Annotated in this window: 17 protein-coding genes; 5 read left to right on the top strand and 12 right to left on the bottom strand. The window is 30.6% G+C overall.

The features are described from left to right. Nucleotides 1–4: 4 nt before the first annotated feature. The 4 genes from HA144_RS05060 to HA144_RS05045 all read right to left on the bottom strand — a co-directional run bounded on the left by HA144_RS05060 (nucleotide 5) and on the right by HA144_RS05045 (nucleotide 3,495). Entirely contained in the window at nucleotides 5–592 is a 588-nt protein-coding gene (locus HA144_RS05060) for a helix-turn-helix domain-containing protein (protein WP_209043027.1), read from the bottom strand. 333 nt (nucleotides 593–925) lie between these two features. Further along, nucleotides 926–1,714: an ABC transporter ATP-binding protein gene (locus HA144_RS05055; RefSeq protein ID WP_209043026.1), complete on the bottom strand. Its 789-nt coding sequence runs from the start codon at nucleotides 1,712–1,714 to the stop codon at nucleotides 926–928. A 105-nt stretch (nucleotides 1,715–1,819) separates the two neighbouring features. Beyond that, nucleotides 1,820–3,142: a Rieske (2Fe-2S) protein gene (locus HA144_RS05050; RefSeq protein WP_209043025.1), complete on the bottom strand. Its 1,323-nt coding sequence runs from the start codon at nucleotides 3,140–3,142 to the stop codon at nucleotides 1,820–1,822. A gap of 158 nt (nucleotides 3,143–3,300) precedes the next feature. Continuing rightward, nucleotides 3,301–3,495, bottom strand: coding sequence for a hypothetical protein (locus tag HA144_RS05045; protein ID WP_209043024.1), 195 nt, complete (start codon nucleotides 3,493–3,495; stop codon nucleotides 3,301–3,303). A gap of 371 nt (nucleotides 3,496–3,866) precedes the next feature. Here HA144_RS05045 and HA144_RS05040 point away from each other — a divergent pair, with 371 nt between their 5' ends. Continuing rightward, nucleotides 3,867–4,208: an RNA-binding protein gene (locus HA144_RS05040; protein WP_209043023.1), complete on the top strand. Its 342-nt coding sequence runs from the start codon at nucleotides 3,867–3,869 to the stop codon at nucleotides 4,206–4,208. A 21-nt stretch (nucleotides 4,209–4,229) separates the two neighbouring features. Here the strand turns inward: HA144_RS05040 and HA144_RS05035 are convergent, their stop codons facing one another. Next, a complete protein-coding gene (locus tag HA144_RS05035; RefSeq protein WP_245152836.1) occupies nucleotides 4,230–4,418 on the bottom strand; it encodes a hypothetical protein in 189 nt (62 codons plus the stop codon). A 328-nt stretch (nucleotides 4,419–4,746) separates the two neighbouring features. Further along, nucleotides 4,747–5,043, bottom strand: coding sequence for a hypothetical protein (locus tag HA144_RS05030; protein WP_209043021.1), 297 nt, complete (start codon nucleotides 5,041–5,043; stop codon nucleotides 4,747–4,749). Between the two features lie 314 nt (nucleotides 5,044–5,357). Between HA144_RS05030 and HA144_RS05025 the strand changes: the two genes are divergently transcribed. From HA144_RS05025 to HA144_RS05010, 4 genes are all read left to right on the top strand, one after another. After that, nucleotides 5,358–5,630, top strand: a complete 273-nt coding sequence (locus tag HA144_RS05025) for a hypothetical protein (RefSeq protein WP_209043020.1) — start codon at nucleotides 5,358–5,360, stop codon at nucleotides 5,628–5,630. A gap of 127 nt (nucleotides 5,631–5,757) precedes the next feature. Further along, nucleotides 5,758–6,072, top strand: coding sequence for a hypothetical protein (locus HA144_RS05020; RefSeq protein ID WP_209043019.1), 315 nt, complete (start codon nucleotides 5,758–5,760; stop codon nucleotides 6,070–6,072). Between the two features lie 84 nt (nucleotides 6,073–6,156). Then, nucleotides 6,157–6,330: a hypothetical protein gene (locus HA144_RS05015; RefSeq protein ID WP_209043018.1), complete on the top strand. Its 174-nt coding sequence runs from the start codon at nucleotides 6,157–6,159 to the stop codon at nucleotides 6,328–6,330. 259 nt (nucleotides 6,331–6,589) lie between these two features. Further along, entirely contained in the window at nucleotides 6,590–6,769 is a 180-nt protein-coding gene (locus HA144_RS05010; protein WP_209043017.1) for a hypothetical protein, read from the top strand. A gap of 35 nt (nucleotides 6,770–6,804) precedes the next feature. Here the strand turns inward: HA144_RS05010 and urtE are convergent, their stop codons facing one another. The 6 genes from urtE to ureG form a co-directional block, all read right to left on the bottom strand. Beyond that, nucleotides 6,805–7,515, bottom strand: coding sequence for an urea ABC transporter ATP-binding subunit UrtE (gene urtE / locus HA144_RS05005; RefSeq protein WP_209043016.1), 711 nt, complete (start codon nucleotides 7,513–7,515; stop codon nucleotides 6,805–6,807). A gap of 2 nt (nucleotides 7,516–7,517) precedes the next feature. Then, the gene (urtD, locus tag HA144_RS05000) at nucleotides 7,518–8,270 is read right to left on the bottom strand and encodes an urea ABC transporter ATP-binding protein UrtD (protein ID WP_209043015.1); all 753 of its coding nucleotides are present in this window, start codon (nucleotides 8,268–8,270) and stop codon (nucleotides 7,518–7,520) included. Further along, nucleotides 8,263–9,393 carry an urea ABC transporter permease subunit UrtC gene (gene urtC, locus HA144_RS04995; protein ID WP_209043014.1) on the bottom strand — a complete coding sequence of 377 codons (1,131 nt, stop codon included), beginning with the start codon at nucleotides 9,391–9,393 and terminating at the stop codon, nucleotides 8,263–8,265. The genes urtD and urtC overlap by 8 nt, the downstream gene beginning before the upstream one ends. Continuing rightward, entirely contained in the window at nucleotides 9,393–10,547 is a 1,155-nt protein-coding gene (gene urtB, locus HA144_RS04990; protein WP_209043013.1) for an urea ABC transporter permease subunit UrtB, read from the bottom strand. The genes urtC and urtB overlap by 1 nt, the downstream gene beginning before the upstream one ends. Before the next feature lie 82 nt (nucleotides 10,548–10,629). Continuing rightward, nucleotides 10,630–11,907, bottom strand: a complete 1,278-nt coding sequence (gene urtA / locus HA144_RS04985) for an urea ABC transporter substrate-binding protein (protein ID WP_209043012.1) — start codon at nucleotides 11,905–11,907, stop codon at nucleotides 10,630–10,632. A gap of 129 nt (nucleotides 11,908–12,036) precedes the next feature. Beyond that, nucleotides 12,037–12,648 (bottom strand): urease accessory protein UreG, encoded by a 612-nt coding sequence (gene ureG / locus HA144_RS04980; RefSeq protein ID WP_209043011.1) that lies wholly within the window; start codon nucleotides 12,646–12,648, stop codon nucleotides 12,037–12,039.

The following is a 12,648-nucleotide window of genomic DNA, read 5'->3' as shown; positions in this document are numbered from 1 at the left end:
GTTCTTATAGTGGCGATGTTTCAATAAAAGAAGGCGCAACACTGACTGTTTGGGTTCCAATAGGAGCTAGTAATAACTCAGATGATCTTAATTTAGAAATTAATCTTGTTGATGTTACCCGTGTAGAACCGATTAGTTCACCAATCCTCTCGTGAGTCAACCTAAAAGGTAACTCGCACCATTGGCCACATCTTCTACCTAAACGATTTACTAGTATTGAAAACAGCGCTTGTAACCGCTGTTCTGCATTACCTAAGTGTCTAATTCTAAGGAGTTGTAAAGTCCATTCATTAACTGCATCGAAACCAATATTCGGATCAATATTTACATTACTATGAAACGATAAATCTGTTAAAGCCTCAACACAGACACCCTCACTACATAAAAGGTCCGTTCTTAATTGATCCCCTGATTGTAAGAAAGCGAGTGTCATACCTTCCGTTTCTTCGCAAGGGCAGTAAACTCTAGCAATTCCATTTTCTACTTCTAGACATGTACCTTTTGGTCTTGATGAAGGGTCAATTAAAACGGATTGTCCAGTTATTATCCTTACTGATTTTGAGGGGGATTCTCCATAACTATGGAAATTCATTAAATTAAATATGATAATGAGAATTATTATCAATTATGCACTAAAAGAAACCTTATTGCAATAGATTCTCATTATCATATTTAATTTGAAGTTTTTCTTTACATTGTTTAAGCAATATAATTAAATTAAAATTGCTTAAAATTTTATTATAGATGAGCTTAAATAGGGTTTGTTTTAATTGTGGATGTTCTTCATTCGTCTCAGATCGATCTTTAGGGGGTAAGATTGTGTGCTCGAGATGTGGCTCTTCTTCATTTAAAAATAAATCCTCTTCTTTTTTAAAAAGCAAAAAATTTGTATTTATTGCTATCGCTTTAGTTATTTTTATAATTATTATTTAGATAATCTGTTTATATTCCAATATCCATTTTTTTTAGTTACCTCTACTTCAATACCATATAAATTTTTAAGATTTTCACGATTTATAACTTTATTTTGATAACCATCAGCGATTATCTTACCATCTTTTAGCATTATGACACGATCATAAATTTCTGTAATCATTGAAATATCATGTGTTACACATAAAATTTTGGTATTTAATTTTGATAATTCATTAATCTTATCTACTATAAAAAACTTTGATTTATAGTCTAAATTTGCAATTGGTTCATCTAGGATTAAGACATCTGGTTTTTTTATTAACGCCCTAGCAATGAGTGAAATTTGTTTTTCTCCATCTGATAAATAGGAAAAATATTTATTAGATAAATTTTTTATGTTCATTTTATTCATAAATTCTTCTACCTTATAAAAGTCACTTTCAGATTTATTTTGTATGTAACAATACCTTCCATATAATCCACTTAAAATTAAATCAAAAACTTGTAGATATGGATTTATTCTATTTTTAATTTCATTATTTACAGTACTTATTCTTTTTCTTAGTTCCCATAGATTTATAAGTTCTTTATCAAATATTTTTAGTTTCGATTCGTTCGCTATTACTGGATATATGTTTCTATTAATTAACTCTATTAAGGATGATTTACCTGAACCATTTGGTCCAATTAATATTACATTTTCTGAATGCGATATCTTTAGATTTAAATCTTTAATTACTCTAACACCATTTTTAAAACAATTTATGTTTTTTGCCTCAAACCAAAAATTATTAACCACTAAAACTTATTACTCCAAAATATAACCAATTGAATTGAACTTAAAATAAATATAAAAAGATAAAGCCAATTCAACCACGAAGGTCTATTTACTTTCTTCATAAATTTATATTATTAACATAAAAAATATTAAAGGAGCAGCAAATCGTACAAATGTTTTTCTTATGATATCTAAATTATTTATATTTTCTAACTTCTTTATTTCAGGTGGATATTTCAATATTACTTCGTCATATACATTAAGATTTTGGGTTTTATTAATATTTTTCCATGGTAGATCTTTATCTTCAGACTTCTTGTACCATTTCCAGAAATAATTTATTATTCTGTCTTCTCCCAATAATTTTATTTCGTCCTTACTAATAAATCCCATATTGTGGTTATATGTTTGTGTTTTTAAAATCATATAATCCTCATCAAATATCTTATAAAAAATTTTTCTTTGAGTTTCTTTAAATAATAAGAGGTTATTAAGTAGTTTATTTCTTAAAAACTTCCTATAGTGTCTAACTATTACTCTTGCTTTGTTATTACCTAGTGGTATATGGTCTAAAACTTGTAAATATCTTGATGAGGAAGGATCCCCTTTGTAAATTAATATCCTTCCAGGTGGAATGTATTTAATCCGGATAAATTCTTTTGTAGGGTCGTTCTTGTAAAAATAAATACTTTCAATGTATTTAGGATTAATATTAATTTTCTGGTTAAAACTAACTAGTACGTTTTTATTAACATCTTTATCAGGGATAGTATCGCCATGAACCCAAAAGATGTGAAGGATATCTAAGTGATTTTCGATAATCCTTGACCAATCACATTTGAAATCAACTAATACCTCCTCAAAGACATAATCCTTATGTGAAAAACCATTTTCATATAATTCGTAGTTACTTATAGGTGTATCTTCACTTATATTATTTAAATCAGTCTCAGATTTTTTAGAAAATTGTACAAAAATATATCCATTTATTTCTGAAGTTTTGTATTGAGATAAATGAATTCTTTTGGCGTAGTTATCGTAGTTATTATCAACTATATGGCTGCATGTGATTCTATCCAGATTTTGGCAACTTCCCCCAGATGAGAACTTAGCTCCATGATATGGACAGGTTATTACTCCATCTGATAATGTTCCTCCAAAAAAGGAAGCCCCTCTATGTGGACAAATATTTTTTATGCACCTAACGTTTTCATTCTCATCTCTATAAAGAACAAGCGGCTCCTCATAGAGTGAAAAATAATGGAGTTTATTTTTTTTTAGTTCTTTTGAGGGACAAATTGCATACCAACCTAATAAACCAACTTTTAATTCATTTTGATTTTCTCTAACATCAAATGAGTCAATTTTTACTACCGTTCCTTTTTTAAATGGCTTAAGAACGGTATTAAAGTCTTTTGATTTAAAAAAATTAATTTGTCTGTTTTCCATAAATTAATTTCTTTTTTTAATTGACTGTTTATCTTTGGGAACTATAACTCAAGTAAATAATCAATTTCTTATAAAAAGAAAATTCTCTATTATTTGTAGCAATAATTATGTAGTTCTTTAAAAATACTGATTACCTGTAGTATTTATGTATATTAATTTCATGTTTTTTGTATCTTTTGTGATTCTTTCAAATTTTTTATGTAATCAATAGCATCATCAATATTTTTGTGGAAATTGCACTGGCCCAAATAACAACCTATAAATCTCAAGAATTTTCTCTTACCACCGCTAATTTCATATTTATGTATTGTTCCGCCATCAATAGGAGCATATATAAATTCTGGTAATGTCATATTAATTTTGTATTTGTTTCTTACTATAAAGAATAATTCATGTTCAAATACATTTCCATAGCTCAATATATATATTTAATAATTAATTTATTTACTTTTGGATAATTATTTATTGAATACTTAAGAATTTTTTGGTTTGTGTAACTATTGATATGTATTGTTTAATTATGTCAAAAGCAATAAAGCGTTTTTTAAAAAATATTATCAAAAAAATTTAAAACTATAAGATATTTATTTAGAGAGTTTTTAAGTTCCAAAATATGAAATATCTCTTGATCAAATAAAAATTTTCAATTTCTATAATTTTTAATAAAACATTATCAGCATTTAGTAATTCTTAATTATATTAAATTTGCAATTCATGAAATATTATGATCAAAAAAGTTTTTGCGATATTTACTCTAACTTTTCTTCTTCTGTTTAGTAGTCCAGTTTACTCAGTAGATGTAACCTCTAAAAGTATTGAGAAATATACTAAAAAGATTTCTAATAAATTCACTAGAACTTACTGTAACACTACTAAATTCGGTATTTCTTATGAAGGAGCTTTGGCATTTGCTACTGGAGAGACTAATAAGGAATTTAAAAATAATAAACTCAATAAGTTGATAGATTATTCTCTGCTAAAAAATTCAATAGTTAATGATTTAGAAAATAAGTGCCAAATTTATGACTTTGCTTTTAGTAGTTTAGAAAATTTAAAATTAGATTAGAAAGAGGATATTGTTAAAGTTTTATTTTTTACCTATCCAATCATTGGGTTTCTCCATCATCCATTCGAAAACCCCCTTTGCATCAAGGTTTTTAGATGCATAAATAAACAATATTGGAAATAATAAAACTACAGTTCCAATAACGGCTAACTCCATTTTACCAATCCCCATCTCACTGATTGTTAAGGCAAAATAATTAATCACTAGCATTAGTATTAAATTTTGTTTGGTAAATAATCTATAAAGAATTTTTTATACTTTCTTTTTTTTATAGGAAATCTTAATTTTTTATTGTGAAAATAATTTGTATAAAGTACCTATTTTATTGATTTGCACATTTTAATAACTTAAATATTAGATCATTATTATTTGATGGCTATGAATTATGAATTCATAATTTTCACCCCTATTATCATAGTATTTATTGCATTTATAGTTTTTACAATTCTCAAGAAAAGAAAAAGATCAGCTAAAAGTATTTATAAATTAATAGATGATTTAGAAAAAAAATACATATATTAGTAGTTAAAAAAAAGGATTAATCAAACTCTATACCTACTTCTTCTTTTAAATCTCTTTCCAAATCTGGAAGTTGTGGTTCAACCCAATGATCTTTGTTATCAATGCCAGCCGCATTAACATATTTCATGATGTGCTGATCTACCTGCCTATAAAGATCATGCAAATTTAAATCCATACGAATGTCATGTGCAATTTCAGAGACTTGTTTTTCAGTTAAACAATGCTGTGGATGAAGCAAATCACAGCAAGGGATCCTTTTCTCTATCAATTCATTTAGATTGATTTTTATTTCGTACTCTTGATGAACAGTCATAGTATTTTTTTTTATATTCTAATTATGCTTAAATGTTTTGCATTGCTTTAGTTATGAAACAAAGTTCTTAAAGTATGATTCAGAAGTCTTATATAAAAAGATCCTCTAAGTCTTTATATAAATCATCATTCTCTTTTGTGTTTTCTAAGGGTGATTCATAATCTTGCAAGATTTCTTTTTTTGAATTGTAAAAAAGATATCCAATTGCTACAAAAAATAAGGTTGTCGGTAAAATCATTTTAATTTGATTGACGTATTATGAATATAGTGCAACACTTATTACAGTCAAGTGCTGAACCTTAAATTAATTTTAGATGCCTACTAAGAAAAAAAGAGTTGGTTTTATTCCAAGGGATGATGTGATGAAAATAATTGATAAATTGAGTCTGGAGAACAATTTGAGTAATTCAAAAATAATTAGTATTTTAGTTGAGGAAGCACTTGATAAAAGAGGTATATTTAATAAAAAAACTGGTGAAACAACTAATCTGAAAAAGTCTGATACAGATAATTTTGATTCGGAAACTTATAAAAAGTTTCTAACTTTTCTTAAATTTCAGAAAATGATGGATGATTATAATAATTAAAAGTGTTGCAAAGTTATGCACTGTGCGTTACTTTTAATGTGTATTTATTGGAGATTTTCTTAATTAAAAGTATTTATTCCCGTTTCAAAGCACTGAAATCAATTAATCCATAAATTATCAAATTGTTATGAATTCATCATTCCCAAATTTATCTATAAATCTATTGCCTCCTGAAAAATTATATTGCAACTTTAGTTATTGGAGCTCTTTGTTTTCTCAAGATATGCAAATTTTATGGGATAGAGCACATGGGGTGCCTTTAGAAAAACTCCCAAAAGGGGTTTCTGATATGATTTTTCCTTATTTACTGCTTGCACTTTCTGACTATAAGACTTCTCAAATAAATAATATGAATGGTATTGGCTTAGATAATCTATTAAGTTTATGGTTTGATAAATACTTGTTGAATAAAAATGGTTACTTCGAGTTAATTAAATATTAATTATTAGTAACTACTATTTTTATTTATATATTTGGTTGACTTTTATTGTTTATACGATGATAATGACAAAAATAAATTTTTGTCGTGACTACCTATTCAAATACTTTTGATGATTTTGTTGATGATCTATTAGATTGCGAGGTTGATTTATTGAAAGGTGAACTTGATTTCTTACTCATGCAACATATATTTAATTCAATAGATTTGAGGGTAATAAATACAAATGAATTTAGTGATAAAGATTCACTGGCTGCTTAATTTTTTATGAAATTTTTATATGAAAAGATATGGGTCCCATTTTTTGGCTTTATTTTGTCCAAATTTGTTTTTTTAATAGAAGGTAATAAGCATTATTCTAAAAATAAAAAAAAAAGGAATTAATTACTTTTACCCTTTAATAAAGTGTCTTTAAATACATAAATAATTAAATATATATTGATAACAACAAAAGACATACTTTTAATTCAAAAACTTATGCATTGTTGAAATATAAACTACTGCTATTTTGCAAATTAAAATGATAAAAAATAATACTCTTAAACCATATACTGTTCATTATCGTGACTATCAAAATATTAGATTAGAAAATTGTTTTTATGCTTTTGATGCATTCGAGGCTAGAACTCTTGCTATGGAATTTAATAAGTATATTAATGCACATCCAAACAGTATTGACCTTATAAGATGTGAAATATGAATAAATCTTTTTAGTGATTCATAATAATAATTTATTTAAACACTTAAGAATTTATCAATTACTGCTTGACTCAATTCACTAGTATTTCCGCTAGCAACAATACCTCCACGTTGCATCGCATAATATCTATTGGCTTGTCTTACAAAATGCAGGTGTTGTTCAACTAATAAAACACCAATACCTTTATCTCTAATTATCTGATTGATTGCGTTTTCTATGTCTAAAACTATATTCGGTTGAATACCTTCTGTTGGTTCGTCAAGTAGTAGTAGTTTAGGTTTGCCCAGCAATGCTCTTGCAATAGCTAGTTGCTGTTGTTGTCCACCACTGAGATCTCCTCCTTTCCTTTGTAGAAAATCTTTTAGGATTGGGAAGAGATCATAAATAAATGGATCTATTTTCTTGTTCTTAGATAATCCACCTGGCAGCGACTCCATTCCTAACATAAGATTCTCTTCAACTGATAGGTATGGAATAATTTCTCTTCCTTGAGGAACGTAAGCCATTCCTTTCCTCGCCCTCTGATGAGGTGCTTTTCTATTGATATTTTCGCCAATCAAATAAATATCGCCTTTTTTTTGTCTTAACAAACCAATAAGTGATTTCAATAAAGTTGTTTTGCCAACTCCATTTCTTCCAATCAAACAAACCATTTCTCCTGATTGAACATTTAAATCTACATCTCTGAGAATATGACTTTCGCCATAATATGTATTCAATGATTTTATTTCCAGTAAGTTTTTCATAACTAATCCTCAGGCCTTCCTAGATAAACATCAATAACTTTTTGGTCCTTTTGAATAGTTTCCATTGTCCCCTCGCATAATACTGTGCCTTGATTTAATACTGAAACATTACTATCAAGTCTTCTTATAAATTCCATATCGTGGTCTATTACCACTACAGTATTTTCTCCAGATAATGATTTTAATAAATCAGCTGTAAGATCAGTTTCTTCATCAGTTAAACCAGCGACAGGTTCATCAACTAACATTAAATCTGGCTTCTGTCCTAATAACATGGCTATCTCGAGCCATTGTTTTTGGCCATGTGATAAAGAACCAGCTTTAGAATCAATTTTTTGAGCTAAATTGACAATCTTCATAAGACGTTCAATCTCATTAAGCTGCTCATCCTTAATACTTTTATTTATAAGATTTAAGGGACTTTTAGGAGTTGACACTGATATTTCAAGATTTTCTTTAACTGTTAGATTTTCAAAGATTCTTGGACTTTGGAATTTCCTTCCAACTCCAAGTCGAGCAATCTTATGCTCCTTTCTACCTACTAAAGATTTCCCTTTGAAAATTACTTCACCTTTTGTTGGCTTAACCTTTCCAGTTATTACATCAAGAAATGTTGTTTTACCTGCCCCGTTGGGTCCTATTACAGCTCTTAATTCTCCTTTCTTTAAATTTAAATTAAGTTTGTTGAGAGCTAAAAAACCCTCGAAACTAACAGTAATATCTATTAAATTTAGAAGATCTTTATTATTATTCATTATTCCCCTCCTTATTGTTAACTTCTAAGCTTGGATAGGTTTCAATCTTCCTTTTCAAACCAAATCTTTGAAGAAGATTCCTAGGACCATCTCCTTGAATCCATCCTAAAACCCCTTCTGGCAGAGCTGTTACAACTAAGATAAATAACCCTCCTTGGATAAACATCCAGCTAGCAGGTAAAGCTTCACTTACTAGACTTTTTGCGTAGTTAATGAAAACTGCTCCTAGTATTGCTCCCAATAAAGTTCCCCTACCTCCAACAGCAACCCATATAACCATTTCTATAGAAAAGGGAACTGTCATAAATTGAGGTGATACTATTCCAGACTGAACAGTATATAAAGCTCCCGAAATTCCAGCGAGACCTCCAGCAATAGAAAATACTATCGTCTTGAATATAACTGGGTTATATCCTGTAAACCTAACTCTTGGTTCATCATCTCTTATTCCTATAAGAATATTCCCAAATCTTCCTCTAACTACCCACTTTGCAAAAAACCATGAGGCTATTACTAGTATGGCCGTTATCCAAAAGAATATTCTTTGCATGGACTCAGAACCTACCATCTGACCAAATAGTTGTGTTACATCTGTTTTTAATCCATTTGTTCCATTTATAAGTTTTTGTTGTCCATTAAAGAAGTTAAAGAATACAAGAAGAGAAGCTTGAGTAAGTATAGAAAAATAAACCCCTTTGATTCGATTCCTGAAAACTAGAAATCCAATTAAACCTGCAACCAATGCTGGAATTATCCAGATAGCGAAGAATGTGAAAATTGGCGATTTAAACGGTTCCCAGAAAAAAGGTAATTTTTCAACACCATATAAAGCAAAAAATTCAGGAATATTATTTGGGAATTCAGAAGAGCTGGTTATTTGCAAATACATTGCTGCACAATATCCACCTAATGCAAAAAATATACCTTGTCCAAGACTTAGTAAACCTGTATATCCCCAGATAAGATCTACACCAAGAGCAACTATGGACAAAGATAAGTATCTACCAAGAAGATTTAGTCTAAATACAGGGAGTAAGGTTGGTGCTGCAATAATTAGAGCTATTAATATTATCCAGAATGATAATACTATTCTTTTATCAAATTTAAATTTACTTAGAGACATTAGTTTTCCACCATCCTGCCTTTTTGAGGAAATAAACCTGTGGGTTTAAATTGCAAGAATATAACTATTAATGCAAATATCATTACTCTTGCCATACTTGTTGTAGCAAAAAAGTTGATTGTGTTTGAGAGTGGTAAAGGCATATCTGGCCATATTGATAAGAGCCTTCCAGCTCCAATTAAATCCGTCATTATTCCTATTCCAAAGGAAGCAAGTACTGTTCCTAATAAATTTCCTACTCCTCCCAGTACTACAACCATAAAACAACCAACTATATAATTTCCGCCAACATTTGGTCCTACAGAACCTAATAGTGATACTGCTACTCCAGCAACTCCTGCTAAGCCAGATCCTATTCCAAAGGTAATTATATCCACTTTTTCAGTAGATATACCAAGGCAGTCACTCATTTGTCGGTTCTGAGTAACTGCTCTAATACGCATCCCCCAAGCACTTTGATTTAGAAATAATGTTATTGCTATTACAGAGATAAGTGTAATTACAATTATCATTAATCTTGTTTTAGGAAATGCAGTTCCTAAAATTTCTACTTGACCTCTCATCCATGAGGGAGCCGTTACATCAACATTACGAGCACTCGCTCTACTTAGTTTGCTTACAGTAGATGAAATAACGCTACCGGTGAGAACCCCAGTTAAAGCAGCCAATATCCAAGAACTAAATTTAAAATATTTGAAATTTATTGATTCTTTAATTTTTAGAGGAAACGTTGTTGGTAAAAATAAACCAATTATAAGACTTATAACTAGACCGGTCCCATAAGCCAATGGTACACTTCTGACAAATTGTTGAAGAATTAAGCTAACGCCCCAAGTGGCGAGAAGAGTTTCTAGTGGACTTCCATAAAGCTTCCTTATAATAGTTTTTTCAAGGAGAATGCCTACTACTCCACTAACAATAAAAGCAAGGAAAATTGAAACTATTATGTATGAATTGTAGAAGGGTTTTAATATAGGTAATTTGAAAATTAATTGTGTAACGTATGTTGTGTAAGCCCCAAGCATCATAAGTTCTCCATGGGCAAGATTAATAACACCCATAAGACCAAAAACAATCGCAAGACCTAATGCAGCAACAAGTAGTACAGATCCGATTGCAACACCATTAAAAAGACTGTCGAGAAGTAACTCCAATTTGAAAAAGAAAATATTTGTTTATATAAAATAAAAGGAGGTGTTAACCTCCTTTTATTTTGAAGCATAGGTTTTAATTAAATTAAAGCTTATACTTTTCTCCTTTTGAAGGATCTGTCCAATCGCATGCAAATCCCTTTGAGCTTGGATGCTTTTGGTTCCATGCTTGAGGAAGAACAACTCCTGTCTCTTCAAGAATTGTAAAGCCACCCTCTGCATTAATCTCTCCAATTCTTACTGTTTGAGATAAGTGATGGTTAGGCATAACTTCAACCGGACCTTGTGGGGCATCAAACTTTTGTCCAACTAGGGCTTCTCTTACTGCGTTGTCGTCGAATGTCCCAGCATCTTCAACTGCTTGTTTCCATAAGTAAACCATGTTATAAGCTGATTCTTGAGGATCAGCTACAACACGATCTGCTCCCCATCTTTTCTTGAAACTTTTAGCAAATTTCTTAGATGCAGGAGTATCAATTGACATCATGTAGTTCCAAGCGCCATAGTGACCTTCAAGGAACTCAGGACCAATCGTACTAATCTCTTCTTCAGCAATTGAATAGTTCATTACGTAGTAGCCACTCGAAGGTGTGATACCTGCGTCTTGAATCTGTTTGAAGAATGCAACGTTTTGGTCACCATTAAGTGTATTAATGATTATTCCACCTTCAGGAAGCGCCTTTTTGATTTTTGAGATAATTGGAGCAACTTCAGTATTTCCTAATGGAAGGTAATCTTCTCCAACAACTTTACCGCCTAACTGTTTTACCTGAGCTTTTGTGATTGTATTTGAAGTTCTTGGGAAAACATAATCAGAACCTACAAGGAAGAAATCTCCACCAGCTGCGGGAGAACGCTTATACATGAAATCTGTAGCGGGTTCAGATTGTTGGTTTGGTGTGGCTCCTGTATAGAAAATGTTGTTAGAACATTCTTGAGCTTCATATTGAATTGGATAGTAGAGAAACGCATCTTTTGATTCGTAGACAGGTAACATTGCCTTTCTACTTGCAGATGTCCATCCACCAAATACGACAGGAACTCCGTCTTGGTCTATAAGTTTCTTTGATTTTTCAGCAAAAGTAGGCCAGTCAGATGCACCATCTTCAACTATGTATTCTATTTTGTAGCTTTTGCCGCCAACTGTAACACCACCAGCAGCATTTATCTCTTCAATAGCCATTTTTTCTGTATCAACAAGAGTTGATTCAGAGATAGCCATTGTTCCGGATAACGAATGCAAAATACCAACGGTTACTGTGTCATCGAAACTTCCGGAGGTTCCGCCTCCACCACACGAAGTTGCTGTGACCGCAAGTGAGGCAGTAGCTAAACCTGCCAAAATACGCCTTGAAATTCTCATGAATTAGGATAAATTAGGTAATTGACCCTCGTTAGGGGGATAAAGTAAAAGTTATTAACGAGTGAGGATTCGTTTTGTATCAGTCGTAACTTTTTGTTGAATCCAATATATTAGTAATGAACATTTTTTCTATTTTCGATTGTTGGGTATATGTGATTCTAAAAATTGAGTTATTTCTTCAACTCCTATGCCTATACTTAGGTTGGTAAAAAACCAAGGTTTCCCTTGTCGCATAAATTCAGTATCACTTTTCATAATATTTAAATCTGCACCAACTTTATCTGCTAAGTCAATTTTGTTTATTAATAATAAATCCGACCTTGTTATCCCTGGCCCCCCTTTTCTAGGAATTTTGTCTCCAGCAGATACATCAATTACATATATTGATATATCTACAAGTTCTGGACTAAAACTAGATGCTAAATTATCACCTCCACTTTCTACAAAAACAAAATCTAAAGGATTATATTTATTTTCTAAATCTAAAACTGCATTTTTATTTAATGAACAATCCTCTCTTATCGCTGTATGTGGACAACCTCCTGTTTCCACGCCAATAATCCTTCCTTCCTCTAAAACCTTTTTATTTATTAGAAAGTTAGCATCTTCTTTGGTGTAGATATCATTTGTGACAATTGCTATCTCATAATTTTTTTTCAGGCTTAAGCATAGAGTCTCTACTAATGCAGTTTTCCCTGAACCTACAGGCCCAGCAACCCCTACTCTCAATTTGCTGCTCAT

This window comes from Prochlorococcus marinus XMU1404, assembly GCF_017696175.1.
GTDB lineage: Bacteria > Cyanobacteriota > Cyanobacteriia > PCC-6307 > Cyanobiaceae > Prochlorococcus_A > Prochlorococcus_A marinus_X.
This window is presented reverse-complemented; position numbering and strand designations above follow the sequence as displayed.

Excerpts from the sequence above, each read along its gene's own strand:
- HA144_RS05030 (WP_209043021.1), bottom strand. The coding sequence starts at position 5,043 with ATGACTGTTCATCAAGAGTACGAAATAAAAATCAATCTAAATGAATTG.
- ureG (WP_209043011.1), bottom strand. The coding sequence starts at position 12,648 with ATGAGCAGCAAATTGAGAGTAGGGGTTGCTGGGCCTGTAGGTTCAGGG.
- HA144_RS05045 (WP_209043024.1), bottom strand. The coding sequence starts at position 3,495 with ATGACATTACCAGAATTTATATATGCTCCTATTGATGGCGGAACAATA.
- HA144_RS05025 (WP_209043020.1), top strand. The coding sequence starts at position 5,358 with ATGCCTACTAAGAAAAAAAGAGTTGGTTTTATTCCAAGGGATGATGTG.
- HA144_RS05050 (WP_209043025.1), bottom strand. The coding sequence starts at position 3,142 with ATGGAAAACAGACAAATTAATTTTTTTAAATCAAAAGACTTTAATACC.
- HA144_RS05060 (WP_209043027.1), bottom strand. The coding sequence starts at position 592 with ATGAATTTCCATAGTTATGGAGAATCCCCCTCAAAATCAGTAAGGATA.
- HA144_RS05035 (WP_245152836.1), bottom strand. The coding sequence starts at position 4,418 with ATGCTAGTGATTAATTATTTTGCCTTAACAATCAGTGAGATGGGGATT.
- HA144_RS05020 (WP_209043019.1), top strand. The coding sequence starts at position 5,758 with ATGAATTCATCATTCCCAAATTTATCTATAAATCTATTGCCTCCTGAA.
- urtD (WP_209043015.1), bottom strand. The coding sequence starts at position 8,270 with ATGAATAATAATAAAGATCTTCTAAATTTAATAGATATTACTGTTAGT.
- HA144_RS05040 (WP_209043023.1), top strand. The coding sequence starts at position 3,867 with ATGATCAAAAAAGTTTTTGCGATATTTACTCTAACTTTTCTTCTTCTG.
- urtE (WP_209043016.1), bottom strand. The coding sequence starts at position 7,515 with ATGAAAAACTTACTGGAAATAAAATCATTGAATACATATTATGGCGAA.
- urtA (WP_209043012.1), bottom strand. The coding sequence starts at position 11,907 with ATGAGAATTTCAAGGCGTATTTTGGCAGGTTTAGCTACTGCCTCACTT.
- urtC (WP_209043014.1), bottom strand. The coding sequence starts at position 9,393 with ATGTCTCTAAGTAAATTTAAATTTGATAAAAGAATAGTATTATCATTC.
- HA144_RS05010 (WP_209043017.1), top strand. The coding sequence starts at position 6,590 with ATGATAAAAAATAATACTCTTAAACCATATACTGTTCATTATCGTGAC.